Source organism: Xanthomonas rydalmerensis (assembly GCF_033170385.1).
Lineage (GTDB): Bacteria > Pseudomonadota > Gammaproteobacteria > Xanthomonadales > Xanthomonadaceae > Xanthomonas_A > Xanthomonas_A rydalmerensis.
This window is the reverse complement of sequence record NZ_CP126170.1, coordinates 603,026-628,033: the sequence shown is the minus strand read 5'-3', so window position 1 is coordinate 628,033 and position 25,008 is coordinate 603,026. Positions and strand designations below refer to the sequence as shown.

The 25,008-nt window shown below is 69.3% G+C and carries 24 protein-coding genes; 7 read left to right on the top strand and 17 right to left on the bottom strand.

What is annotated here, in order from left to right; genetic code table 11:
• Positions 1-16: 16 nt before the first annotated feature.
• The 3 genes from QN245_RS02715 to QN245_RS02705 form a co-directional block, all read right to left on the bottom strand.
• Positions 17-856, bottom strand: coding sequence for a TSCPD domain-containing protein (locus QN245_RS02715; RefSeq protein ID WP_317844486.1), 840 nt, complete (start codon positions 854-856; stop codon positions 17-19).
• A gap of 87 nt (positions 857-943) precedes the next feature.
• Complete coding sequence (locus tag QN245_RS02710; protein ID WP_317844485.1) at positions 944-1,648, bottom strand: hypothetical protein; 705 nt, start codon at positions 1,646-1,648, stop codon at positions 944-946.
• Positions 1,649-1,840: 192 nt separating this feature from the next.
• The gene (locus QN245_RS02705; RefSeq protein WP_317844484.1) at positions 1,841-3,994 is read right to left on the bottom strand and encodes an adenosylcobalamin-dependent ribonucleoside-diphosphate reductase; all 2,154 of its coding nucleotides are present in this window, start codon (positions 3,992-3,994) and stop codon (positions 1,841-1,843) included.
• Between the two features lie 495 nt (positions 3,995-4,489).
• Here QN245_RS02705 and QN245_RS02700 point away from each other — a divergent pair, with 495 nt between their 5' ends.
• Positions 4,490-5,926, top strand: coding sequence for a Do family serine endopeptidase (locus QN245_RS02700; protein ID WP_160970164.1), 1,437 nt, complete (start codon positions 4,490-4,492; stop codon positions 5,924-5,926).
• 10 nt (positions 5,927-5,936) lie between these two features.
• On the opposite strand, the gene QN245_RS02695 is transcribed toward QN245_RS02700, so the two are convergent.
• Positions 5,937-6,164, bottom strand: coding sequence for a hypothetical protein (locus tag QN245_RS02695; protein WP_317844483.1), 228 nt, complete (start codon positions 6,162-6,164; stop codon positions 5,937-5,939).
• A 247-nt stretch (positions 6,165-6,411) separates the two neighbouring features.
• Between QN245_RS02695 and QN245_RS02690 the strand changes: the two genes are divergently transcribed.
• The 6 genes from QN245_RS02690 to QN245_RS02665 all read left to right on the top strand — a co-directional run bounded on the left by QN245_RS02690 (position 6,412) and on the right by QN245_RS02665 (position 11,290).
• Positions 6,412-6,783, top strand: a complete 372-nt coding sequence (locus QN245_RS02690) for a hypothetical protein (RefSeq protein ID WP_160970160.1) — start codon at positions 6,412-6,414, stop codon at positions 6,781-6,783.
• 7 nt (positions 6,784-6,790) lie between these two features.
• Positions 6,791-7,267, top strand: coding sequence for a phage holin family protein (locus tag QN245_RS02685; RefSeq protein WP_184447366.1), 477 nt, complete (start codon positions 6,791-6,793; stop codon positions 7,265-7,267).
• The gene (locus QN245_RS02680; RefSeq protein ID WP_184447367.1) at positions 7,264-7,758 is read left to right on the top strand and encodes a hypothetical protein; all 495 of its coding nucleotides are present in this window, start codon (positions 7,264-7,266) and stop codon (positions 7,756-7,758) included. The genes QN245_RS02685 and QN245_RS02680 overlap by 4 nt, the downstream gene beginning before the upstream one ends.
• Positions 7,759-7,932: 174 nt before the next feature.
• Complete coding sequence (locus QN245_RS02675) at positions 7,933-9,045, top strand: AI-2E family transporter (protein ID WP_160971099.1); 1,113 nt, start codon at positions 7,933-7,935, stop codon at positions 9,043-9,045.
• 110 nt (positions 9,046-9,155) lie between these two features.
• Positions 9,156-9,869, top strand: a complete 714-nt coding sequence (locus QN245_RS02670) for an HAD family hydrolase (protein ID WP_317844482.1) — start codon at positions 9,156-9,158, stop codon at positions 9,867-9,869.
• A gap of 50 nt (positions 9,870-9,919) precedes the next feature.
• Entirely contained in the window at positions 9,920-11,290 is a 1,371-nt protein-coding gene (locus QN245_RS02665) for a leucyl aminopeptidase family protein (protein ID WP_317844481.1), read from the top strand.
• A gap of 384 nt (positions 11,291-11,674) precedes the next feature.
• Here QN245_RS02665 and hglS read toward each other — a convergent pair whose 3' ends face one another.
• The 13 genes from hglS to QN245_RS02600 form a co-directional block, all read right to left on the bottom strand.
• A complete protein-coding gene (gene hglS, locus QN245_RS02660; protein ID WP_184447371.1) occupies positions 11,675-13,036 on the bottom strand; it encodes a 2-oxoadipate dioxygenase/decarboxylase HglS in 1,362 nt (453 codons plus the stop codon).
• A 754-nt stretch (positions 13,037-13,790) separates the two neighbouring features.
• The gene (locus QN245_RS02655; protein ID WP_317844480.1) at positions 13,791-14,381 is read right to left on the bottom strand and encodes a hypothetical protein; all 591 of its coding nucleotides are present in this window, start codon (positions 14,379-14,381) and stop codon (positions 13,791-13,793) included.
• Between the two features lie 155 nt (positions 14,382-14,536).
• Complete coding sequence (locus QN245_RS02650) at positions 14,537-15,295, bottom strand: HAD family hydrolase (RefSeq protein WP_317845292.1); 759 nt, start codon at positions 15,293-15,295, stop codon at positions 14,537-14,539.
• A 199-nt stretch (positions 15,296-15,494) separates the two neighbouring features.
• Entirely contained in the window at positions 15,495-15,872 is a 378-nt protein-coding gene (locus QN245_RS02645; protein ID WP_317844479.1) for an EF-hand domain-containing protein, read from the bottom strand.
• A gap of 226 nt (positions 15,873-16,098) precedes the next feature.
• On the bottom strand, positions 16,099-16,488 hold the full coding sequence (locus tag QN245_RS02640; RefSeq protein WP_160970968.1) for a hypothetical protein: 390 nt from the start codon (positions 16,486-16,488) through the stop codon (positions 16,099-16,101).
• A gap of 79 nt (positions 16,489-16,567) precedes the next feature.
• Complete coding sequence (locus QN245_RS02635; RefSeq protein ID WP_010340161.1) at positions 16,568-16,765, bottom strand: CPXCG motif-containing cysteine-rich protein; 198 nt, start codon at positions 16,763-16,765, stop codon at positions 16,568-16,570.
• Between the two features lie 29 nt (positions 16,766-16,794).
• Positions 16,795-17,574 carry a M15 family metallopeptidase gene (locus QN245_RS02630; RefSeq protein ID WP_317844478.1) on the bottom strand — a complete coding sequence of 260 codons (780 nt, stop codon included), beginning with the start codon at positions 17,572-17,574 and terminating at the stop codon, positions 16,795-16,797.
• A gap of 111 nt (positions 17,575-17,685) precedes the next feature.
• Complete coding sequence (locus QN245_RS02625; protein ID WP_184447373.1) at positions 17,686-19,050, bottom strand: peptidoglycan-binding domain-containing protein; 1,365 nt, start codon at positions 19,048-19,050, stop codon at positions 17,686-17,688.
• 67 nt (positions 19,051-19,117) lie between these two features.
• Complete coding sequence (locus tag QN245_RS02620) at positions 19,118-19,669, bottom strand: lysozyme inhibitor LprI family protein (RefSeq protein ID WP_317844477.1); 552 nt, start codon at positions 19,667-19,669, stop codon at positions 19,118-19,120.
• 216 nt (positions 19,670-19,885) lie between these two features.
• On the bottom strand, positions 19,886-21,796 hold the full coding sequence (locus tag QN245_RS02615; protein ID WP_317844476.1) for an XVIPCD domain-containing protein: 1,911 nt from the start codon (positions 21,794-21,796) through the stop codon (positions 19,886-19,888).
• Between the two features lie 155 nt (positions 21,797-21,951).
• On the bottom strand, positions 21,952-22,734 hold the full coding sequence (locus QN245_RS02610; RefSeq protein WP_317844475.1) for a hypothetical protein: 783 nt from the start codon (positions 22,732-22,734) through the stop codon (positions 21,952-21,954).
• Between the two features lie 387 nt (positions 22,735-23,121).
• Entirely contained in the window at positions 23,122-24,051 is a 930-nt protein-coding gene (locus tag QN245_RS02605; RefSeq protein ID WP_184646295.1) for a hypothetical protein, read from the bottom strand.
• Positions 24,052-24,164: 113 nt separating this feature from the next.
• Positions 24,165-24,965, bottom strand: a complete 801-nt coding sequence (locus QN245_RS02600; protein WP_317844474.1) for an N-acetylmuramoyl-L-alanine amidase — start codon at positions 24,963-24,965, stop codon at positions 24,165-24,167.
• Between the last annotated feature and the right edge of the window lie 43 nt (positions 24,966-25,008).

The following is a 25,008-nucleotide window of genomic DNA, read 5'->3' as shown; positions in this document are numbered from 1 at the left end:
AATTACTGCAATGCACTCACCCACACTTCGAATACCCACAATTCAAACACGTCGCACACCCGTCCATGATGACCAGCGCCTTGGTATTGCACTTGTGGCACATCGTGGCCGACGGCGGGAAACTCGCGCCGTCGCCGGTGACGGCGATGTCCTCTTCGTGGTCGGCGGTGGAGTTCGCGGCGGCCGCGCCCTCGTCCGCCCTGCGGGCACCTTCTCCCGCAGGAGAAGGAACAGCCGGCTTTACGTCACTGTTTTTTTTTGAGCGCTCTTCGTACTGCTTGCGCTTCTCGGCGATCAGCGCGCGCTGGTGGTCGCTCATTTCCGGGTCGTGCAGCAGGCCGATCGACTTCATGTGCTCTTCGACGATGCTGCCCAGTTCGGCGACCAGCGACGGCATGTACACGCCGCCGGCCTTGAAGTAGCCGCCCTTGGGGTCGAACACGGCCTTCATCTCGTCGACCAGGAAGGTGACGTCGCCACCCTTGCGGAACACGGCGGACATGATGCGGGTCAGCGCCACGATCCACTGGAAGTGCTCCATGGACTTGGAGTTGACGAAGATTTCGAACGGGCGGCGCAGTTCGTGCTCGGTGCTGGCGTTGAGCACGATGTCGTTGAGGGTCACGTACATGGCGTGTTCCACCAACGGCGATTTGATCTTGTAGGTGCTGCCGATCAGCACGTCCGGGCGCTCGATGCGCTCGTGCATGTGGATGATGTTGTCGGCAGGCGCTTCGGCCTCGGCGGTGGCGCGGTCGATCGACGAGGCGGGCATCGCGGCGGCGGCATCGCGCGCCTTGTCCTCGGGGGTGACGACGGCGTAGCCCTTGATTTTCTGGTCGATCTTGATGGCCATGAGGCGTGCGTTCCTGGAATGCGGATCGGGGCGGGCGTAGGCCCGGCCTCTCTCCCGCGCACGGGAGAGAGGATGCTGCTGGACGGCTTACTTCCGGGCGCGGGTGGCCGCGGCCTTCTTGCCGGCGGCCTTGCGCACGGCGGTCTTCTTCACTGCGGCGCTCTTCTTGGCGACCTTGGCGGCGCTCTTCTTGACCGCCTTGGCGGCCTTGCCCACGGCCTTCTTGGCCACGGCCTTGCGCGCGCCCACGCTCTTCTTCACTGCGCTCTTCTTGGCGACCACCGACTTCTTGGTCACGGCCTTCTTGGCGGCGACCTTCTTGACCGCCTTCTTCGGCGCGGCCTTCTTGGCGGTCACTTTCTTGGCCGGAGCCTTCTTGGCGACGGCCTTTTTAGCAACGGTCTTCTTGGCAGCGGCCTTCTTCGCCGGCGCCTTCTTCGCAGCCGCCTTCTTGGCGGTCTTCTTGCCGCCCTTGGTCAGGGACGCCGCTTCGGCCTGGGCGCTGGCCTTGGCCGCTTCCAGCTTCTTGCGTGCGCTGGCGACGGTCTTCTTGACCGCCTTGCCGGCCTTCTCGGCGCGCTTGGCCACGGCCTTCTCGGCCTGCTTCACCACCTTGCGGGTCTTGGCGACCTGGTCCTGCACGCGCTTCTGCACGTTCTCGGCGGTCTGCTTGACGCTGGCGACGGCTTCGCTGGCGGTGGCGGCGATGCTCTCGCCCATGTTGGTGGCGGTTTCTTTCACGTTCTCGGCGACCTGCGTCAGCGTCGCCGTTACTCCGTTGCCATTGCTCATAAAACCCTCCTCAGGGTGTCAGTGTTTATGTAACGCGGGCGATGCTATACCGATTGCAGCGAAGCGGGGAGCCGGAAACGGCGACACGCGGCGGACGGTGGGGAAGTGTTCGGGAAGGGCGGCGCACCGCCCTTCCGAGGCTCCCACCGCCCCCCTCCCCTCCGCCGGCGCGAAAGGGGAAACGGGACGGCGTCAGAACTTGCCGTAATACCCTTCTTTCAGCGCATCGAACAGGTTGGCGGCGGTGTGCATCTCGCCGTCGTATTCGATCTGTTCGTTGCCCTTGACCTCGACCACGCTGCCGTCTTCGAGCTCGAAGCGGTAGGTGGTGTTCTCCAGGTCCGCTTCCTTGACCAGCACGCCCTGGAAGGCGGCCGGATTGAAGCGGAACGTGGTGCAGCCCTTCAGGCCCTGCTGGTGGGCGTAGCGGTAGATATCCTTGAACTGCTCGTAGGGATAGTCGGTGGGAACGTTGGCGGTCTTGGAGATGGAGCTGTCCACCCACTTCTGCGCGGCCGCCTGCACGTCCACGTGTTCCTTGGGATGGATGTCGTCGGCGGCGATGAAGTAGTCCGGCAGGCGCGCGGCGGCGTCCTCGGCGAACGGCATCGCCTTGGGGTTGACCAGGTGGCGGTAGGCCAGCAACTCGAAGGAGAATACGTCCACCTTCTCCTTGCTCTTCTTGCCCTCGCGGATCACGTTGCGGCTGTAGTGATGGGCGAAGCTCGGCTCGATGCCGTTGGAGGCATTGTTGGCCAGGCTCAGCGAGATGGTGCCGGTGGGGGCGATGGAGCTGTGGTGGGTGAAGCGCGCGCCCACTTCGGCCAGTTCCTCGACCAGCGCCGGCGCCACCTCGGCGATGCGCTGCATGTAGCGGCTGTACTTGGCGTGCAGCAGCCGTCCCTCGATGCGCTCACCCACGCGCCAGCCGTCGCGAGCCATCTCCGGGCGCTGCCGCAGCATCGCCGCAGTGACCTCGAAGGTCTCCTGCATGATCGGCGCCGGGCCCTTTTCCTTGGCCAGCGACAGCGCGGTCTCCCAGCCGGCCACGGCCATCTCGCGGGCGATGGACTCGGTGAACTCACAGGACTCGGCGCTGCCGTATTTCATGCGCAGCATGGTCATGGTCGAGCCCAGGCCGAGGAAGCCCATGCCGTGGCGGCGCTTGCGCATGATCTCGTCGCGCTGCTGCTGCAGCGGCAGGCCGCTGACCTCGACCACGTTGTCGAGCATGCGGGTGAACACCCGCACCACTTCCTTGTATTCCTCCCAGTCGAAGCGGGCGCGCTCGGTGAACGGGTCTCGCACGAAATTGGTGAGGTTGATCGAGCCGAGCAGGCAGGCGCCGTAGGGCGGCAATGGTTGCTCGCCGCAAGGATTGGTCGCGCGGATGGTCTCGCACCACCAGTTGTTGTTCATTTCGTTGACGCGGTCGATCAGGATGAAGCCTGGCTCGGCGTAGTCGTAGGTGGAGACCATGATCATGTCCCACAGGTGGCGGGCGCGGATGTGCCCGTACACCTTGCACGCGACCAGGCCGTCGTCGCGCACGATGTAGTCCTTGTGCGTGGGCCAGTCGCGCCAGACCACGGCACTGGCGTCGGCCAGGTCGACGTCGGCCTCTTCCTTGCGGTTCACCGGGAACACCAGCGGCCAGTCGGCGTCCTGCTCCACCGCCTGCATGAAGCCGTCGGTGATCAGCAGCGACAGGTTGAACTGGCGCAGGCGCCCGTCCTCGCGCTTGGCGCGGATGAAGTCCTTCACGTCCGGGTGGGACACGTCGAAGGTGCCCATCTGCGCGCCACGGCGGCCTCCGGCCGAGGACACGGTGAAGCACATCTTGTCGAAGATATCCATGAACGACATCGGCCCGGAGGTGTACGCTCCGGCGCCGGCCACGAACGCACCGCGCGGGCGCAGCGTGCTGAACTCGTAGCCGATGCCGCAGCCGGCCTTGAGGGTCAGGCCGGCCTCATGGACCTTCTCCAGGATGCCGTCCATCGAGTCGGTGATGGTGCCCGACACGGTGCAGTTGATCGTGCTGGTGGCCGGCTTGTGTTCCTGCGCACCGGCATTGGAGGTGATGCGCCCGGCCGGGATCGCGCCGCGGCGCAGCGCCCAGGCGAAACGCTCGAACCAGTAGGCGCGCTGCTCCTCGCCGGCCTCGGCGTCGGCCAGCGCACGGGCCACGCGCAGGTAGGTGCCGTCGATGTCGGCATCCAGCGGTTCGCCCTGCTTGGTCTTGAGCCGATACTTCTTGTCCCAGATGTCCTGCGACGCCGGCTGCATCGGGATGGGGTCGTGCTTGGATCCGGTCTGGACGACTTCCAGGCGCACCGTACTCATTCTGCTGTGTTCTCCTCGAACCTGTCCCGATGGGGCGGATGGATGGTCATCCGCCGTGTGTCTTGTCTATATCGCACTTGCGCTGCACGGCAGAGACGGCCGCGGCAGCGCACGCGGCGGCTGCCCTCGACCGATCGAAATTCCCCGAATCCGCGACCCTCCCTGTCACCGTCCCGTCATGCACCGCCGAGCGCGCCCCCGGATGTGAAATCCTGGTGAAGAAAACCCTACGTCTAGTGCCGTATCGACGCGATACCGCTACATGTAGTGGCTATTGCACGCGTGAACGCTAACCCCGGGCAGGCCGACTGTCAACGTCGTCGCGCGCCGATCACATGCCGTCAAGTTGCTGTGCACGCGGAGCGCCGGCCTGGCCTTGCGCGGACCGCGCTGGTGCGCTTTCACTGGCGGTTAAACGCCGCGCGTTCATCTTGATTTACGCGCACGCGCGCCCATCTGGCCCCACGTCTCCCGCGTTCCCCGGAAAACCCACCCATGCGACCGCTGCCTACGCTGCTGACCCTGACCGCCGCCGCTGCCTTCGGCGGTTTCGCCGCCACCGCGATCAATGCGCAACTGGACAACCGCGCCGAGGCCGCGCCGGTCGCGGCGGCGCCGCCGCTGTCCGGGGCCGCGCGCCTGCCGTCGGCGGTGGCCGGCGAGCCGCTGCCTTCGCTGGCGCCGATGCTGCAGAAGGTGATGCCCGCGGTGGTGAGCATCAACACCAAACAGGTCGTGCGGGTCCGCAATCCGTTCTTCAACGATCCGATCCTGCGCCGCCTGTTCCCGGACATCCCGCAGGAGCGCATCAACGAGTCGCTGGGCTCGGGCGTGATCATCGATGCGAAGAACGGCTACGTGCTGACCAACCACCACGTGGTGGAGAACGCCGACGACGTGCAGGTGACCCTGGCCGACGGGCGCAGCTTCAAGGCCGAGTTCATGGGCTCGGACGCGGACACCGACATCGCGCTGATCCGGATCAAGGCCGACAACCTCACCGAGATCCGCCTGGGCGACAGCGACAAGCTGCGCGTGGGCGATTTCGTCGCCGCCATCGGCAACCCGTTCGGCTTCACCCAGACCGTCACCTCCGGCATCGTCTCGGCGATGGGCCGCAACGGCATCCGCGGCCTGGGCTACCAGAACTTCATCCAGACCGACGCCTCGATCAACCCGGGCAACTCCGGCGGCGCGCTGGTGGACCTGCGCGGCGAACTGGTCGGCATCAACACCGCCAGCTTCAACCCGCAGGGCAGCATGGCCGGCAACATCGGCCTGGGCCTGGCGATCCCGTCGAACCTGGCGCGCGCGGTGGTCGACCAGTTGATCAAGAACAACGGGGTGATGATCCGCGGCACCTTCGGCATCGAGACGCAGAACCTGACCACGCAGATGGCGCAAGGCCTGGGCCTGTCGGCACCGCGCGGCGCGCTGGTGACGCGGGTGCTGGCCGGGTCGGCGGCCGCCGCCGCCGGGCTGCAGCCGGGCGATGTGATCACCGGCGCCAACGGCGAGCGCCTGGACAGCGCCGAGGCGCTGCACAACTACGAGGGCTTGCAGCCGGTCGGCAGCACCGTGACCCTGGACGTGCGCCGCGACGGCAAGCCGCTGCAGCTCAAGGCCACGCTCAAGGAACAGCCGCGCGCGATCAGCGGCGAGTCGCTGGATCCGCGGCTGAGCGGCGCCACCTTCACCGACCTGCCTGAATCGCTGCGCCAGTCCGGCATTTCCGGCGTGCTGATCGGCAACGTGGCGCGCGGCAGCCGCGCGGCGCGCAACGGCCTGGCCGGCGGCGACATCGTGGTGGCCGCCTCGGTCGGCGAGTTCGCCGACCTGGCCAGCTACCGCGCCAACTTCGCGCGCAAGCCGGCACAGCTGGTGCTGCGCGTGGTGCGCGGCGGCGCGCAGGCCGACCTGGTCATGCAGTGAGCCGCGGCGCTCAGGCCAGGCGCGCGGCGTAGTCGTCGCGCACGTGCTGGTTGAGATAGGTGGTAAGACCGCGCCCGGCCGCGGCCAGGCGCTGCATCTCCACGACGTGGAGCAGGCCGGGATGATGGCCGTCGTAGCGGTAGGTGGCGCTGTCGGCGAAGCGCAGCACGATCCAGTCCGGACCGCTGTCGTAGGCGACCACTCCCGCGTGGCCGCTCCGATTGCCGTAGGCGTGCATCGCGATTCCTCCGGGACATTAGGGTGGCCAACAAAACGTGGCGAGCAGTTGCCCGTCTGGTGGCCGCGCAGTCGTTTTGCTGGCCGCTCTTGGCCGCTCGCCGGCGAGCGCCGACACTATGGCGCATCGCCTGCGGCGGCGAGCTAACACCCCGTACACCCCGCCGATGGTATTTGTGTCGCCCCCGTTCTGCGCAGCGTCCGCATTGGCGGACGGCAGGCCCCCAAACCCCAGAGGAGACATGCCCATGAATGCCAGCCCGACCAACACCGAGAACCTCAAGGACAACCTGAGCGAAGCCGGTTCGCACCTGAAGTCCGCGGCCAGCTACGCCGGCGAGGCGATCAAGGGCGCTGCCGGTGCCGCCGGCGAGGAACTGAAACTGGGCAAGGCCAACGTCAAGGCCGAGCTGTCCGACAGCGCCCTGTCCGGGCTGGCGGCCGCCGAGTTCGGCGGCGCGGCGGCGAAGGAGCAGGTGGACGTGCTGCTGGACAAGGGCCGCGACCTGATCGACAGCGCCGCCGAGTTGATCCGCGAGCGCCCGCTGGCCTCGTTCGGCGTGGCCTTCGCCACCGGCTGGATCATCGCCAAGCTGGCGCGCAGCGGCGGCGACAAGTAAGCCGCGCGTGAGCGAAGAGCAGGCCCGCGCCGACGGCGCCGCGGCAGACGCCGCGGCGGCACCGTCGTTGGAGGAATCCTTCCGCGCGTTCGGCGCCGCCGGGCGCGAAGGACTCAACGCCACCCTGGACACCGGCCGCGCGTTGCGCAAGCTGGTGGCCGCGGATCTGGCCCTGGCCCGCGCCGCACTGGCGCGGGCGCTGGTGTGGCTGACCGTGTCGGTGGCGTTCGGCGCCTCGGCGTGGATGTTGCTGATGGGCGCGATGATCGCCCTGCTGCAGCGCATGGGCTGGTCGTGGCTGGCGTCGATCTCGGCGACCGCCGCCTTCAGCCTGGTGGTCACCGCGCTCGGTGCGTGGCAGGCGCTGCGCTACTTCGACATGAGCAAGCTCGACGCCACCCGCCGCCAGCTGGCCAAGCTGGGCATCGGCGGCGACGACGAGGACGGCGACGAGGATGTCGCCAAGCGCGAGGCCAGGTCATGACCCTGCGGCAATTGCAGCACCGCATCGCCCGCGCCGAATCGGTGTTGGAAGGACGCCAGGAGCAGGTGCGCACGCATTGGGCGACCCTCCAGCAGGTCTGGCGCGAAGGCTGGACGCCGTGGCGGATCGTGATCGTCGGTCTGGGCACCGGCTTCCTGGTCGGGCGCGCCGAACCGGCCGCCGTGGTCGGCAAGCTCGGCGGCGCACGCTGGCTGCAGATGCTCAGCGCCGTCTCCAGCCTGATCAATGCGACGACGGCCAAGAGCGCATCGGATAACGCCGAACGCGCCTCCGACGATGCCGAGGAGGCCGCAGACACCGCGCAGGACGCGGCCGTGGACGCCGCCACCCAGGCACCGCCCCCCGCAGCACCCGTTCCCCCGCCCGCTGCCCGCCCGCAGCCGCCGCGGCCGCCGATGGCCTCGCGCCCCGGGCAGCCCGCCGCCGCCGAAGCGGCCACCGATCTGTCCGAGCGTCAGGGCCGGCCCTGAGTTTCCCGCGGATGCGCGCGGGTGATGGCATTCGGCCGCCACGCCGCACGCACGCGGCGGCCACGCGGCCTTGATATCGCGCCGGCCACGATCCGGCCTACACTTCGTTTCCTTTTCGACGCCGTTCGGCGCGTGCCCTGCAGCGCGCGCCGAGGCCACTGCATCGCAGGTCCGATGAGTACAGTTCCCGATCCCGCGGCCGTCGCCGACGACGCGCCGCATGGCGCCCTGCCGCCACCGCCCGCCCCGCGCCCGCGCGGACCGGTCTCGCTGGTGGTGCTGGCCACGCTGGCGGTCTGCTACACGCTGTGGGCGGCGCAGGACGTGATCCTGCCAATTCTGCTCTCCGCCTTCTTCGCCCTGGTCGGCAATCCGATCCTGCGCGTGCTGCAACGGCTGTATCTGCCGCGCTTCCTGGCCGCGCTGCTGGTGCTGCTGTCGGGCATGGCGGTGGCGACGACACTGACCGTGCAACTGGCCGGGCCCGCCGCCGAGTGGGCGCAGCAGGCGCCGGCGCAGCTGCGCCACCTCGCCACCCAGGTGCGCGACCTGACCAAGCCGATGCAGCAGGCCAACCAGGCCGCGGAGAACTTCGCCCGCGCCGCCGGCGGCGAGAGCGGGCGCCGCGTGCAGGTGATCCGCACGCAGATGGACGACCCCTACAAGGCGCTGGTGCGAACCCCGCGGCTGGCCGCCTCGGCGCTGGCGGTGGTGCTGCTGACGTTCTTCTTCATGGTGTTCGGCGAGAACCTGCAACGCCACGCGATCGCCTTGCTGCCCAGTCGCCAGCAACAGAAGTTCACCACCGAGATCCTGCGCTCGATCGAACGCGAGGTCTCGCGCTACGTGCTGACCATCACCGTGATCAATACGCTGGTCGGCCTGGTCTTCGCCGGCATCCTGATCCTGCTGGGCATCGCGCCGCAGGAAGCGCTGCTGTGGGGCACGGTGGTGGCGCTGCTGAACTTCGCGCCATACGTGGGGCCGCTGATCGGCGCGATACTGATGCTGCTGATGGGCTTCGTCGCCTTCCGCGATCCGCTGAGCGCGTCGCTGCCGGCGATCCTGTACCTGGGCCTGCACACCCTGGAAGGCCAGGTGGTGACGCCGATCGTGCTCGGCCGGCGCATGGCGATCTCGCCGCTGATGCTGATCCTGGCGCTGATGCTGTTCGGCTGGCTGTGGGGCATGATCGGCCTGCTGCTGGCGGTGCCGCTGCTGGTGTGCATCAAGATGGTGCTGGCGCGGGTGGAGGGCATGCAGCGCTGGGCGCGGTTGCTGGAGTGAGGCGGGGATTGGGAAGTCGGGATTGGGGATTAGCGCAAGCGCGCGTGCTGTCTACCGGGCGTGGGGCGCAGGGGTATCAGCGCTTGGCGTAAAATGCGCCGGTGACTTCCATGCCCTCCTTCCCCGTCCGCGCGATCACGCTGGATCTGGACGACACGCTGTGGCCGTTCGCGCCGATCGGCGCGCGCATCGAACAGGTGCTGCACGATTGGCTGCTGCAGCATAGTCCGGCCACCGCCGCGCGCTTCCCGGTCGCGGCGATGCGGCAGTTGCGCGAAGAGGTGTTCGCCGCGCATCCGCACCTGCACCACGACCTCAGCGAACTGCGCCGGCTTACCCTGCGCCGCGCGCTGCACGAGAGCGGGGCCGACCCGGCCTTGCTGGAACCGGCATACGCGGTGTTCCATGCCGCGCGCAACCAGGTGGAGTGCTATCCGGACAGCATCGCCGCGCTGGAGCGCATCGCCGCGCGCGTGCCGGTGGTGGCGCTGAGCAACGGCAATGCCGACCTGGCCACGATCGGCCTGGACCGGCATTTCGCCTTCCAGCTCAGTGCCCGCGAGCACGGCGCGGCCAAGCCCGACCCAGGCATCTTCCACGCCGCCTGCGCGCGCCTGGGCCTGCCCTGCGCGCAGGTGCTGCACGTGGGCGACCACATCGAGATCGACGTAGTCGGTGCGATGCAGGCCGGCCTGCGCGGTTGCTGGATCAACCGCGAGGCGCAGGCCTGGCATCCGCCGATCCCGCCCGACCTGCACTTCGACACCCTCACCGGCCTGGCCGACTGGCTGGACGCGACCCAGCCGGCCGTCGCGCGCGCCTGACCCGCGCGTACTGGCCCACCGGCCACCTCCCCTCTTCCAAGGATCCGCTGATGTCCCTGCCGACCGGCTTCACCGACGCCTCTTCCCACGCGCTGCCGCTGTACGTGCTCGACCGCGAACACCTGGCCGAATGGCGCGCGGCACAATCGCCGGCCTGCGTGGCGTGGATGGACACCCAGCAATTCATGGCCACACCGGGCAGCGTGTTGCTGCTGCCGGGCGCCGACGGCGTAGCCGCTGCGGTGCTGGGCGTCGGCGATCGCGGCGATGCCTATGCCTATGCGCATGCGCCGTTCGCGTTGCCGGCCGGCAGTACCTGGCGGTTGGAGACTGCGCTGGACACCGATGCGCTGGCGGCGCTGCACCTGGGCTGGGGCCTGGGCAGCTACCGCTTCGCCCGCTACAAGCAACCGCCGCGACTGCCGGCGCAGTTGTTGGCCACGCCGCAGGCGGAAGTGCGCGACCTGATCGCCGCCAGCCTGCGCGTGCGCGACTGGGTCAACACGCCGACCGAGCACATGGGGCCGGAGCAACTGGAAGAGGCCGCGCGCGCGATCGCGCAGGAACACGGCGCGCAGTTCGAGAGCATCGTCGGCGATGCGCTGCTGGAGCAGAACTTCCCGGCGATCCACGCGGTCGGCCGCGCCTCGCACCGCGCGCCGCGGCTGCTGGTGCTGCGCTGGGGCGAAGAAGCGCATCCGCACGTGGCGCTGGTCGGCAAGGGCGTGTGCTTCGACACCGGCGGCCTGGACCTGAAGCCGGCCGACGGCATGCGCAACATGAAGAAGGACATGGGCGGCGCCGCGCACGCGCTGGCGCTGGCCGGGCTGGTGATGGCGCAGCGCCTGCCGCTGCGGCTGACCGTGCTGCTGCCGTCGGTGGAGAACGCGGTCGGCCCGAACGCGTTCCGCCCCGGCGAGGTCATCGCCACCCGCCAGGGCACCAGCGTGGAGATCGACAACACCGACGCCGAAGGCCGCCTGGTGCTGTGCGATGCGCTGGCCTATGCCAGCGAGCAGCGCCCCGACGCGATCCTGGATTTCGCAACGTTAACCGGCGCCGCGCGCATCGCCCTGGGCCCGGACCTGCCGGCGCTGTTCAGCAACGACGACACGCTGGCGCAGGCCTGGATCGCCGCCGGCGAGCGCACCCGCGACCCGGTCTGGCGCATGCCGCTGTGGCGTCCTTACCTGCGCTACCTCACCAGTTCGGTCGCCGACCTGGCCAATGCCGGCTCGCGCATGGCCGGCGCGGTCACCGCCGCCCTGTACCTGGAGCGCTTCGTACCGGCACGGCAGGCGTGGGCGCACCTGGACGTGTACGCCTGGAACGACAGCGACCGCCCCGGCCGCCCCGCCGGCGGCGAAGCGCTGGCGCTGCGCTCGGCCTACGCCATGCTCAAGGCGCGTTACGCGGGGTAAGCCGCGTTCGATGGGGCTGCGCGGACAAGGGTCGCGCGCAAGCAGACGCTGCGCCGGTGGCTAGGCGGTATCGCGCGGTGCACCGCTTGGCATGCATCGCGTGCAGGAGCCGCTTCGGCCGCGATGCGCGGTGGTGTGAGCATGTTTGTCTTCGGATGCCGTCGGGACTGAAGTCCCTCCCACATTGCACCCGCCGCGCCGACCGTCCTCTCGTGGGACGGCTTCAGCCGCGACGCGCAGTGGCGTGAGCACTACCGTCTTCGGACACCGTCGGGACTGAAGTCCCTCTCACGGTGCACCGCCACATCGATCGTGTGCGTGTAGGGACACGACGATGGGAAACCGCTGTTGCGATTCCCCAATCCCCATTTCCCAATCCCCGCTTCAACCCGCCAGCGCCTGCAGCGAATCGCGTTCGATGCCGGCGTAGATGGCGAACTCGTCGTGCACCGTCGCGCCCAGCGCCTGTTCGAACGCGGCGCGATTGGCGTGGGCGGCGTAGGCGCGCTGCTCGCCGCCGCCGAGGTTGGACTGGAAGATGCCCGCGGCGCTGACCGGCAGGAAATCTTCGTAGACGATCGGATCGGCGCTGGCCAGGCCGTCGGCGATCAGTGCTTCGGCCGGCTTGCCGGCCAGGGCGGCGGCGCCGGCCGCGCGACCGGCGTCGGTGAGTGCGTAACGGAAATAGCCCAGCCCCTCGCGGCGCAGGGTGGCGTAGTCGTCGGGGAAATCGGCGAAGGCGGCCTGCAGGCGCGTGGCGTAGTCGGCACCGGCGCTGCCCTCGGCCGCGCGGGCGCGCTCCAGCAGTGCGTCGTACAGCGCGCGACCCTTCGGCGTCAGGGCCAGGCCGCGCTGTTCGATCTCGCCGAACCGCGCGGTGTGGGTGCCGGCCTCGGCGCCGTCCGCGCCGGCGGGGAAGCGCACGGTTTCCTCCAGCGCCTTGAAGCTCGTCTGGCGCAGCAGGATCGGGCAGGCGCGGCGCGGCGGACCTTCGATCACCGCCTTGGCGTCGATGCCCCGGCGCAGCATCTCCGCCTGCGCCGCGTCGATGTCCAGGGTGCGCGGGGTCAGGTGGTTGATGTGCGGGCCGTGGAAGCTGACCACGTCGGCGATCAGCTTGTGCGCCTCGCTCAGCGCGCGGTAGGTCGGCAGGCTCACGGTCGCGTCGCTGTGCCAGCGGAAGGTCTCCAGCGCCTCGGCGACGAAGCGCTGCGCGTCGGCCTCGGCCAGGCCACCGTCGCGTTCGCACTGCGCGATCAGCGCGAGCGCGCCGTCGGTGAAGATGCGCCGCTCGGCGAGGATCTGCGCCGCCTGTTCGCGCAGCGCCGGATCCTCGATCAGCTCCAGTCGCAGCAGCGAGGTGAACACGCGGAACGGATTGCGCGCCAGCGCCGCCGCGTCCAGCGGGCGGAACGCGGTGGAGTGCACCGGCACGCCGGCCACCGACAGGTCGTAGTAGCCCACCGGCGCCATGCCCATCACCGCGAACAGGCGGCGCAGGGTGGCCAGTTCCTCGGCGGTGCCGACGCGGATCGCGCCATGCCGCTCCTGGTCCAGGCGCGCGCGTTCGTCGTTGCGCTGCAGCTGCGCCTCCAGCGCCGGGTCCGCGGCCAGGGTCTGCGCATTGACCTGCGCCACCAGTTCCATCAGCGTGCCGTACAGCGGCACCTCGGTGCGGTACATGTCGGACATGGCCTGCGCGAACAGGCTGCGGATAGCGTCGGGCGAAACGAAGGCGTTGGTCATCGGGCGGTCCGGAGCGGCAATGGCGCCGGCGGCAGGACCGGCAGAACGCCTATTCTCGCGCCGCGGCGGCGGCGCGGCCAGTGTGGATGAATGGGCGGCGGCGCGTACCGGTGCGGCATGGGAGTGGCCGGCACCGCTGTCTCCTTCTCCCGCCGGGAGAAGGTGCCCCGCATGGGCGGATGAGGGGACGGGCGCAGCCTCGGGCACCCACACTGCGTGAGGCGCTGCGCGCCCGACCCTCACCCCAACCCCTCTCCCGGAGGGAGAGGGGCGTGAGCATCAGCGATTCTTTATGCGCGCGGACAGCACCGCTGTCTCCTTCTCCCGCCGGGAGAAGCTGCCCCGCAGGGGCGGATGAGGTGACGGGCGCAGCCTCGGGCACCCACACTGCGTGAGGCGCTGCGCGCCCGACCCTCACCCCAACCCCTCTCCCGGGGGGAGAGGGGCTTGAGCATCAGCAATTCTTTATGCGCGCGGACAGCACCGCTGTCTCCTTCTCCCGCCGGGAGAAGGTGCCCCGCAGGGGCGGATGAGGGGACGGGCGCAGCCTCGTGCACCCACACTGCGTGAGGCGCTGCGCGCCCGACCCTCACCCCAACCCTTCTCCCGGGGGAGAGGGGCTAGGTCTCCACTTGGCGTTGGAGCACGCCGCTGGTGAAGCCCGCATCCTCACTCGCCGCGCGTGGCAGTGCAGGGATGCGCACGACGTGGACGTGAGCCCAGGCGGCGGCGGTGCCGTCGCACTGCCGTGGGCCTACTGCGAACGCGTAGCCCCGTCCTGGGGCTGCGCCGCGGCCCGGTCGCGTGCGGCGCGGTCGCCCAGTTGCCGGCGCAACAGCGCATCCAGCACGATCGGGCGGTCCCAGTGGTCGTAGCTGGCGACAATGGCGTGGCGCAGCGTGCGGTAGGCCAGTGAGCCGGGCGGCGCGTCCAGTCCCGTCGCCACCGCCGCCCAGCCGGCCGGCGCGCCGGCGGCCGTGCGTGCGCGCACCACCTCGCGGTACGGCCGCCCCGCGGCCTTGGCCAGAAACGCGGCGACATAGACATCGCGCGGCGGCCAGTGGCGCTCGCGCAGCAGGACCTCGGCATAGCCGTGCGGCATCTGCGCGTAGCGCGCGACCTCGTCGAGGAAGCTGTCGGGATAGCGCGCGGCGTAGCGGTCGATGTCCAGCAACTGGCGATCGATCCACGCATCGTCGGTACCGGGCACCTCCACCGGGGCAGCGTCCGTGGCGTCGGCAGTAGCTGCGCGCGCGGGCACCGCCGCATCCTGCGCCAGGGCCGGACCGGCAGCGCACAGCGCGGCGCAGAGGAGCAGACCGGCGGGAGACGGAAATAGGCGCATGGGGCGATTCTGCCGGAGGCGACGGGAACTGTCAGCGCGGTGAGCAAGGAGAACAGCCGGCGAGTGCGTGCACTGCGGCCTCGGCGGTGTCGCGGCTGAAGCCGCTCTTACGAAACAAACCCAGGCCGGGCACATCGGCACCCTTGGCGATTCGCTCAACCCTGCTGCAGGCTCGCCGCATGCCGGTTGAGATCCGCCACCGCCTGCGGCCAGTCCGCGGCCGCGGCCACTTCGCGCAGGCGCGGTTCGTCGGCGGACAGGCCGTGCTCGGCCTCGTGCGCCCAAGTGGTGGTGTACGGCGTGTGGATGCCCCAGCCGCCGAGCGCGATCACCGGCTCCACGTCCGACCGCAGCGAGTTGCCGATCATCACGAAGCGCTCGGCACCGATGCCGAATTCGGACAGCACCTTGGCGTAGGTCTTCGGATCCTTCTCCGACACCACCTCGATGCGCGGGAACAGGTCGCCCAGGCCGGATTGTTCGATCTTGGCTTCCTGGTGGAACAGGTCGCCCTTGGTAATCAGCACGATCTCGAACTCGGCGGCGATCGCCGCCACCGCCTCGCGCACCCCATCGATCACCTCCACCGGATGCTGCAGGGTGGCGCGGCCGATCTCGACGATGCGCTGCAGGTCGCGCGCAGCGATGCGCGCGTCGGTCAGTTCGATTGCCGCCTCGATCATCGACAGGGTCATGCCCTTCACCCCATAGCCGAACACCGCCAGGTTGCGGCGCTCCACCGCCAGCAGATGCTGCAGGGTGCGGGCGTCCTGCAGGTCCAGATACTGGCCGAGAATGGCTTCGAACGCGGCTTCGGCGTCGCGGTAGTAGTCCTCGCTCTTCCACAGCGTGTCGTCGCCGTCGAAACCGACCAGGGCGATGGGAGAAGCGCGCAAAGCAGTGGGCGTCGGCATCATCGGCCAAGCATAGCAGCGCGTCCCGACCGCAGCCGACACGCTGCTCCACCGCACAACGCACGACGGCGGCCATGGGCCGCCGTCGTGGTGGAGCGTCTGGCTGCAACGACGCCCGGGTGATGCACCAGAGGTTCGGTCCCGGCGAGGCGGTTGCGTGCTCATCGCCACGCAACCGCCAATGCCGGTACCGCTCCCGTTACTGGCCGCCGTTGCTGTCGCTGCCGGTCGCCGCGCCGCCCTGCTGCTTGGCGACGTAGGCCTTGTACTCGTCCGGCGTCAGCTTGCCGTCATTGTCGGCGTCGGCCTGCGCGAAGATCTGGCTGAGGCCGGCGTTGACCTGCGCCTCCTGCTTGCTGATGGCGCCGTCCTTGTCGGCGTCGACGTCGGCCCAGGTTTGGCCGCCGCCCGAGGCCGCGCCGGCCTGCCCACTCTGGCCGGTGGCGCTGGTCGACGACTGCGTCTGCGCCTGCGCGGCGGCATCGGCCTGCGCGTCCTGGGCGAACGCCGGCAGGGCCAGTGCGGCGGCGAGAATGGCGGCGGTACCGATCAGCGGGGTGCGGGTGCGAATGTTCATGGGTGGATTCTCCTTGGCTCTCTCGGTGTGACATGTCCGGTCGATTCCGGAACACGGCGCTACCGTGCCGGTCTCAGACTGAATCCATTCCCTGTCGAAAATTGCCGCAAAACGGATCGTTAACCACGGCGCCGACGCAGCGCGCTACCGCACTGGTTAGGGATTGGTGAGCACGCAGTAAGGCGTCCATTCGAGACGTTTGGATTGCAGAAAGAAAACGTCTGTTTCAGCGTGTTTCGTGACCGCCGTCGCCGGCGTTTTCGCTTGAACGCGCCCTGAATACGATCCACGCCAGGGCCACGCCGGACAGCGCGCCGGCCACTTCCAGCACCACGCGCGAGCCCAGTTCGTCCGGATCGTGGATGGTGGACAGGGCGATGCGCGCGTACAGCGGCGACTCCAGGCGCACGATGCTGGTGTAGAACAGGTTCCAGCAGTCGATGCCGGCCGACACCGCCACCGCGATCAGGCAGGCGCCGCCCAGTTGCTGGCCCTCGGACCAGCCCAGCCGCCGGCCCAGCCACTGCCACAGCGCATACACCAGGAAGCCGACCGCCAATGCGATCAGCCCGGCTTCCAGCGAGCCCAGCAGGCCGAAATGCAGCGGCAGGTTCATCGGGATTCCTTGGTCGGCAGGGACGCAAGTCTAGAGCGTGTCGCGCCCCGGCGTGCGATGCGCCAAGCCGGCGCGCAGATCAACTGGCGTTTTCGGCGATCGCGCTCACCACCGGCGCACCGTCCTCGTCCCAGCGCACCGTCATCAGCATCGGCTTGCAGCACACCTGGCAGTCCTCGACGTACTGCTGCACGTCCACCGACGGATCCAGCGCGACATCGATCCATTCGCCGCAGTAAGGGCATTGCAGGTCGACGAACTGGTGCGTGCCGGTCATGGGGGGTCCGTGGCGAGGGTGGCGTGCCGCTAGCGCACCGGCACGTCGAAGGCGACGCCGGGGCTGGGCTCGGGCTGGAAGGTGTAGTGCCACCATTCCATCGGATAGTTGACGAAGCCGCGTGCCGCCATCGCTTTCAGCAGTTGCTGACGGTGCGCGCGCTGGGTGGCGTCGATGGCCGGCGTGTCGGTGTGTGCGCTGGGGTCGAAGAAATCGAAGCCGGTGCCCATGTCCAGCGCGCGGCAAGCGCCCTGGCGGCAGTCCAGCAAGCCCAGGTCGACAGTGGCGCCGCGGCTGTGGCCGGAGTGCTCGGCGATGTAGTCGCCCAGCAACACGCTTTTTTCCAGCTTCGGGTAGTAACGCGCCTTGGCGACCTGGTCCTGCGGATCGCGCGCCCAGGCGACGAAGGCGCGCACCGATCGCTGCGGCCGATAGCAGTCGAACACCTGCAGGCGGTAGCCCTTGGCCTGCAGGTCGCGTTGCACCTGCGCCAAGGCCTTCGCCGCCGGTGCCAGCAGATAGCACTTGGGCGCGTCGTAACCCGGCACCGGACGCCCGGTGAAGTTGTCGTGGCCGGCGTAGCGGATGTCCATCGCGATGTCCGGCGCCAGCGTGTGCACATCGACCAGCCCCGCCTGCGCCGGCGTGGTCGCCGGCGAGGTGGTCGGTTCTGCGGCGAGCGCGACGGGCGCGACGACGAGGGCGAGCGCCAGGCCTACCGCGCGCAGTGCGCCATGCCGGCGCCAGGAGCGCGAGGCACAGCGGTGGCGGGAGCGGCGGTCATGCGGCATGTGCGCAGCATAGGCCATGGCCGTCGCCGCTGTCCTGCCACAACACGCAGCCGTCGATGCACGATCTGCGAACCACGCGATGCGCGGCGGCCACCGGCGCGTGCCGATGACCGCCCTGCACAGCGCGCGTCAGCGTCCGGGCGCCTGCGCCTGGGTCTGGGTGCGCTGCTGGTCCTGCACCTGCCGCTCCTGCGCCTGGCGCTGGGTCTCGGCCGCCAGTTGCTGCTGGCTCTGCTCCAGCGGCACGGTCGCCGCCTGCTGGCGATCGACATAGGCGCGATGCACGTCGTGCGCGTTCTCCGGGTTGCGCTGCACTGCGATCATGCCGCGGCCATCGGTGCTGGCGACCAGGTCGTCGATGCGCGACATGCCGCTGACCTTGGCCTCGAACGCCAACTGCCCGGCCGCACGCTGCATGGACTCGCGGTCGCCGTAGCCACCGTTGGGGCCCTGCTTTTCCAGCTGCGCGACCGCCTGGTCGAACAGCGGGCTGTCGCGCCGCAGCTGCTCCACGCCCTGCTGCCGCTGCACGCTGCGGTCGATCGCGGCCAGCGTCTCCGGGCCGGCCTTGCCGTCCACGCCCTTCAGGTGCTGGTCCTGCTGGAACTTCTCCACCGCCGCTTCGGTCTTGGGGCCATAGGTGCCGATCGCATCCTTGGCCTCCAGGTAGCCGAGCGTGGCCAGCTTTTCCTGCAGGCCCTTCACCGCCTCGCCCTGCGCATTGCGCGCGAGCACGCCGCCATGCGCGGCCGGCTCGCGCTGGCCGTCGTGCGGCTTCGGCGCCGCGTGCCCGTCGCGTTGCTCGCCAGGCTTGGCGACGGTCTTGCCGAGGTCGGCCAGCTTGAGCAGGTCGGCCTTCTCGTTCTCGGCGCGGTTCTCCAGCGAATCCAGGGTCTTCTGCTTGTGCACGCGCGGGAACAGCTCCTTGACGTGCTCGGCCTTGTAGTCCTGCACCGCGCTGACGATCTCCTTGTCGGAAATCTTCGACAGGTCGGCCTGCTTGCCGAACTTTTCTTCCATCGCACGCAGGAACACGCCGGAGCCGCCCGGCTTCTTGTCGCTGCCGGGGCCGTACTGGACCGCGGTGCTCCACATCGCGTCCTGCACCGCGGGGCCGCGGTCGGACAGGTCCATGCCCTTGTCCTTGAGCCGGTCGACCAGTTTGTCGAAGTGGGTGCGCTTGATGTAGTCGTGCTGTTCCTGGCCGAAGCCGGGGTCGGTCTTGGCCAGGTCCTTCCACTTGGCGCTGAACGCGTCCGAACCCGGCTTGAGGCCGGCGAAGTCGTCGCTGTACTTGCTGTCCTTGACGAAGGCGGCGACGGTGCCGCCGTTGATGACCTTGCCCTCACGGGTCGTCGTCTGCGAGGTCATCTGGTACGAGCCGTAGGACACGCCGCCCGGGTCGTCGACGCCGGAGGACACGGTCGACGCGCCGCGGCCGCCGGTCTCGTAATGCTTGGAGGTCTGACCCAGTTCCCAATCCTTGTCGCTCATCGCTATCTCCTTGGCTGGACGCGCGGCGTGGAAAACGCCGCGCGTCGGGGTTCAATACAGGGGTGAATCAGTGCGCTTCGAGTTCGTCGGCGCGGCGCGCGGTCATTTCCAAGCGGCACTCGGCCGCATCCACACGCTCGGCCTGGCCACCGTCCGGATCGGCGACGCACTTCTCGTCGCGCTGGGCGATCCACTTGCGCTGCCGCTCGCGCAGCGCGTGCTGCTCGGTCTCGCCGAGCTTGGCCATCGCCGCCTTGTAGGCGGTGTTGAGGCGCTGGTCCTGGTAGGCATGTTCGTCGGAAATGCACTGCAGCATCGCCGGGGTGGCGCCGCCGGCGGCGGTGATGCAGGTGTCGTAGGACGGTCGCAGCACGGGGGAATCTCCTGAAGCGGTGGAAGGGTTCGGTGCCGCAGCGGATGCGGCCGGCGCGGCCTTGCCCACATCGGCCTGGGTGCCGGCATCGTGGGGGGCGGCAGGGGATGCCGCGGCAGCGGCGTCGGCAGCCGGAGCGGCCGGTGCCTGTGCCTGGCTGGGCGTGGAGGACGGCGCACTGCAGGCGGCAGTGGCCACGCACAGCAGCAGCAGGGAAGAGCGTTGGAAAGCCTTGGCGATGGCCATGGTCGGATTGCGTCCTTGTCGTTAGCGCGAGCGGAAAGGCGAGGTTCTAAGCGATCATTGCGCACGCTGTCCATCGCACGCCGCGATGGTGGGTGATCGCGTTGGGCTGGCGTTGGGCAATGTCGCGTCGGCGCATGTACGGCAGTGGCCGCCGCCATCGCCATGCACGACCACCGCCGCAACGTGCGCGACGGCGGCCGTTGCCGCACACACCGGTCAGCGCGGCGCCTGGGTTTTCTCGTGCTGTGGATCCGGCTGCTGCGGCTGTTCCTGCGCTTGCCGCTGGGTTTCGGCGGCCAGCTGCTGCTGGCTGCGCTCCAGCGGCACCGATGCGGCCTGCTGCTTGTCCACGTAGGCGCGATTGACGTCGTGCGGATTGTCGGGATTGCGCTGCACGGCGATCAGGCCGCGGCGGTCGCCGCTGAGCACCAGGTCGTCGATGCGCTGCATGCCGCTCACCTTGGCCTCGAACGCGACCTGGCCGGCGACGCGCTGCATCTCTTCGGCGCTCTTGAAGCCGCCGTTGGGCCCCTGCTTCTGCAGGTGCTCCATGGCCTGCTTGTACAGCGGGTTGTCGGCCAGTGCCGCCGCATCGGCCTTGGCCGGCGCGGGCTGCCTGGCGATCGCCTCCAGGGTCGCCTTGTCGGCGATGCCGGTCGGCGCCAGGCCCTTCTCGCGCTGCAGGTTGGCGACCACCTGCTGGGTGCGCTCGCCGTAGTAGCCGGTGCCGCTGAGCAGCTTGCCCTGGTCGTCCTTGACGCCCAGTTCGATCAGCCGTTGCTGCATCGCCTTGACGTCGGCGCCCTGCTCGCCCGGCTTCAGCGCCGTGCGCGGTTCCTGCGTGCCCTGCGTCTGTGCCTGGGTCTGCTGGCGGTCGTGCAGCAGGTCGCGGCCCTTGGCCAGCGGATCGGAGGCGAACAGCTTGGCGTTGTGGTGCGTGGCCAGGTAGTCGTCCAGCGGCATGGTGTTGACGCCCTTGCTGCCGGTGGACTGGCTGACCAGCAGCTCGCCGCTCTTGGGATCGCGCACGACCATCATGATGTGGTCGATACCCTTCCAGTGTTCGTGCGCGGTCTTGCCCGAATCCACGCCGATGACCATGCCTTCCTTCAGCGCGCCGGGCTTGAACACGTCCTTGCCCTGCAGCAGCACGCCGGAGCTGTCGAAGGCCTTCTTGACGATCTCGCCGGAGCCGGACATGCCCTGCACCAGCATGTCCTTCTGGGTGAACACGTCGCGGCCGGCCTTGCGGTTGATCTCGTTCATCGTCGCGTTCTGCAGCTCGGTCACCCAGCCGGAACAGTCGATGTAGCCCTGCGACAGATGCTTGCCGTCCACGCCGGGGTGGTAGTACCTGCTGCTCTTGACGTTGATCGCGTACTGCACGTCGTCGTGCTTGACGCCCAGATCGTAGGCGGCGGTCAGCGCGATGCCGTCGTGGCCGCCCTGCTTGCCGCCGTCCGCTGCCGGCGTGCGCGCGGGCGCCGGCGCAGCCTGGCCCTCGGCGATCGGCTTGATGCCCTTTTCCGGAATCGCGATGTGGTCGTACTTGGCGTCCCAGTACTTCACGAAAGCCTTGGCCATATCCTGGTCGGACAGCTTCTTGAAGTCGGCCAGCGAGGTGCCGGTGTAGGCCTGGAACTGGCGCGCGCCCTGCGCGTCCTTCTCGCCGGGCACGTTGTTGAGGATGTTGGCGCGGGTGCCCTTGAGCTCGAAGTGGCCGGTGGCGATCGCGGCCTGGATCGAGCGGTAGCCACCGGCGCCCTGCTGGTGCGCCATGTACATGTCCAGGCCATCGGGCTGCGGCTTGCCGGACAGGTAGGCGCGGCCGTCGCGCTCGTGCTGGCGGGTCAGGCTGTTGCGGTTGTCCTGGTACATGCGCGCGGCGGCATCGGTGTTGGCCACCGCGTCGAGTTCGCGGCCACGGATGCCATAGGCGCTGGCGGCGCCGGGCGTGAACTGGAACAGGCCCTTGGCGCTGTTGGGACCGCGACTGGCCTGCTCGTCGAAGCGGCCGCCGGTTTCGATGTAGGCGAAGCGCATGAAATCGTCGACCGGAATCTGCCGCTGCCTGGCTTCCCGCTCGATGATGTCGAGATTCTCTGCCTTGGTGGTATCGCGTGCCATCTCGTGTAACTCCTTGAGGTTGAGGTACGGCCATCGCGGCCGCCTGGGTCAACCGAGCTCGTCCATGAGCTTGTTAGTGCGCGGTCAACAGAACAATTGCGTACTGCGGAACATCGGGTGCTGCGTCCATCGGCGCGCCGCCGCGCGCCGTCGGGTCATGCGTCGGGCGCCGGCTGGTATTGGCCGCTATCGGGGTCATAGGCGTACCGCAGCACGTCGCTGCCATCGAGCAGGCGCGCGCGGCCGGGACCGGCGATCGCGGTGCCGTGCAGCGCCACCCGCAGCGCCGGCATGCGCTGGCCGGGCACCGCCTGGAATTCCAGGGTGCCGGTGCTGGACACGTGCGGCACCACGCCGTCCGGGTCGCTGGCCGCCTCGTTGTCTTCGCCGGCCGCCACCGTGCCGCAATAGACCCAGCTACGGTAATCGCCGAGGTCGTGCCGGTTCGGATCGAACACGAACAGCGCGAAGCCGGCCTCGGTGATGCCGTTGCCGAAGCGGGTGGTGGGCACGGCCAGCAGCAACCGGCCATCGCCGAGCGCATGCTGCTGCGGGGGGCGCGTGGTATCGAACGCATCGGCACGCGCATAGGCGCCGAAGCTGCCGACGTAGCGCTGCGCATGCAGCACCATCCACGGCCGCTCGCCGCCCGGGGTGGTCAGCTGGAAGGTGGCGGCGCCGAGCGAAACGCCCTCGCCCGGGTTCGGGAAGGTTTCCGCATCGTCGATGCCGTACTGGCCCGGCGTGGCATAACTGAAACCGGTGTAGTACCGCTTGCCGTCCAGTTCGAAATGCCGGCCGCCCCAGAAATTCACCACGGCGCCGTTGTCGATCTCGTAGGACACGGCGCCATCGCCGTCCCAGCCGTAGATCAGGTACAGCACGCTGCCCGCATCGGGTGGCATTTCGGGAGCGGCGCGCTTGTTGTCGTTCGACATGTCCAGAACATCCTGTATTCGGTGAAGAAGCCGGAAGAACCCACCTGCGCGTCCCGACGCACCCCGCCGCCGCTTCCGCCCAGGCATGGGCGAGGCACGACGCGGACGCGACGCCTGATGCGGAGCGCGAACACTCCCCGCAGGCGCGGTTTCGGACGGAACAAGGTGACGTAACACGCCGGCCCCGAGCAGGGGCGGTGATGGCGGTCGCGCATGGCGAACCGCACGCCGGCAATCCACGCCGGCATTTCGGGCGAGTGCAGCATCCCATGCCGCTCGCGAATGACTCGCCTGATCATCAGGCCCCGTGGGGCGCATCTTAAACCAGGTCCTACGCCCGAAACCACCGCTGCCGTGCGCGCAGCGTCACCTCCCCGCGCCGCCCGTTCAGCGGTCCAGCGGCGGGGTGTACTGTTGCTTGGCGGGGTCGTAGGTGTAGGTGACGGCATCGGCCGGGCCCAGCGTGCGGACCTTGCCAGGCCCCTCCACCACCGTGCCCTGCAGGGCCACCCGCAGCGACGGCACGCTGCCGCTGGCCGGCGGCACGAAGCTCAGCGTGCCGGTGCTGGTGGCGCACTTCATGGTGCCCTGGTCGTCGCAGGCGGCGCTGTTGTCCTCGCCGGCGGCGACCGTGCCCAGGTAGACCCAGCCCTTGTAGTCGCCCAGGTCGTTCTTGTTCGGGTCGAAGGTGAAGATCGCGAAGCCGGCACTGGTGATGCCGTCGGCGAAGCGGGTGGTCGGCAGCGCCAGCAGCAGGTGGCCGTCCTGGGTGGCGGTGCTCTGCGGCTTGCGCTGTTCGTCCAGGGTGTCGGCCTTGCCGTCGGACCCGAAATCGCCGGCCCAGCGCTGCGCGTGGAACAGGGTCCAGGTCGGCTTGCCGCCGGCGCTGTCGCGCACGTAGGTGGCCTGGCCGATGCTGACGGTGGCCGCCGGGTCGGGCAGGTCCTGGTCGCCGGCCTGGCTCCCGGGCTTGTCGTACTTGCCGCCGGTGGCATCGGCGAAACCGGTGTAGTACTGCTTGCCGCCGAGGTCGAAGCGGTAGCCGTACCAGAAGCTGGCCACCGCGCCGTTGTCGATGGCGTAGGAGGCCGAGCCGTCGCCCTTGGCGCCGTAGATGTCGGCCAGTACCCGACCCGGCGCCGGCACCTCGGCGGCGGCCGGCTGTGCCGCGGCGCTCGCCTCGGCAGGCGCTGCGGTTGCCGGCGCGCTCGCGGTTGCCGGGGTCTGCGCCGCGGCCGGCGCATCGGCGGCCTTGTCCTTGCACCCGCCCAACAGCAGGAAGGTTGCCGCCCACAGAGCCGTGGTTCCTCGCCTCATCGCACTGCGTCCTTTGGAGTCCGTTGGCGCGCGATGCTACCAAGAACCGCGGCGGCGCCAGGTGACAGGCGTGTCCGCCGACGCGACCGACGCTGGCGCCACACCGCGCTGGCTCAGGACGCGTCCGGTTCCATCGCCGGGACCGGCTGCGGCCGCGCCAGCAGCGGCTGGGTCAGCGCGTACAGGATGCGCAGGTCTTCGTCGTCGAAGGCGGTGGCGTCGTTGCCGCGGTAGTGGTGATGGAAGGCGCGCAGGGTGGCGGCGCGGTCGTCGACCGGATAGCCGATCAACGCCAGCGCCTGCCACGGGTCGAAGCCGGGCGGCGCCGGCGGCGTGTCGTCGGCCGGCCAGCGGCCGAAGCCGGCCTCGGCCAGTCGCTTCCACGGGAACAGCGGGCCCGGGTCGACCTTGCGCGACGGCGCAAAGTCCTCGTGCCCGACCACCTGGCTGCGCGGGATGCGCAGGCGCGTGCACAGGTCCTGCAGCAGGACCAGTAGGCTGTCGATCTGTTGCGGCGCGAACGGGGTCTTGCCGTCGTTGTCGAGTTCGATGCCGATGGACGCGGAATTGATGTCGGTGATGCTGCCCCAGCGCCCGGCGCCGCCATGCCAGGCGCGGTCCAGGTCGGCGACCAGTTGGTAGCGCGTGCCGTCGCGGCCGATCAGGTAGTGCGCGCTGACCTTGCCCTTGCTGTTGTGCGAGCGCAGCGTGTCCAGGCTCTGCTGCACCGAGTGCTGGTCGGTGTAGTGGATGACGATCAGGATCGGCCGGCGCGCGTCGTAGTTCGGCGACGGCACCCAGGTGGCCAGCGGGTTGCGCTGCGGCGCGTGCGCGCAGGCCCCGAGCAACGCCAGCGTGGCCAGCAGCAGCAGCCGGCGCACGGCGGACAGGGACGGCACGGGAACGCGGGTCATGGACACTTCCTGGTCGGGGACGCACAAGCGTACGCAATCGGCG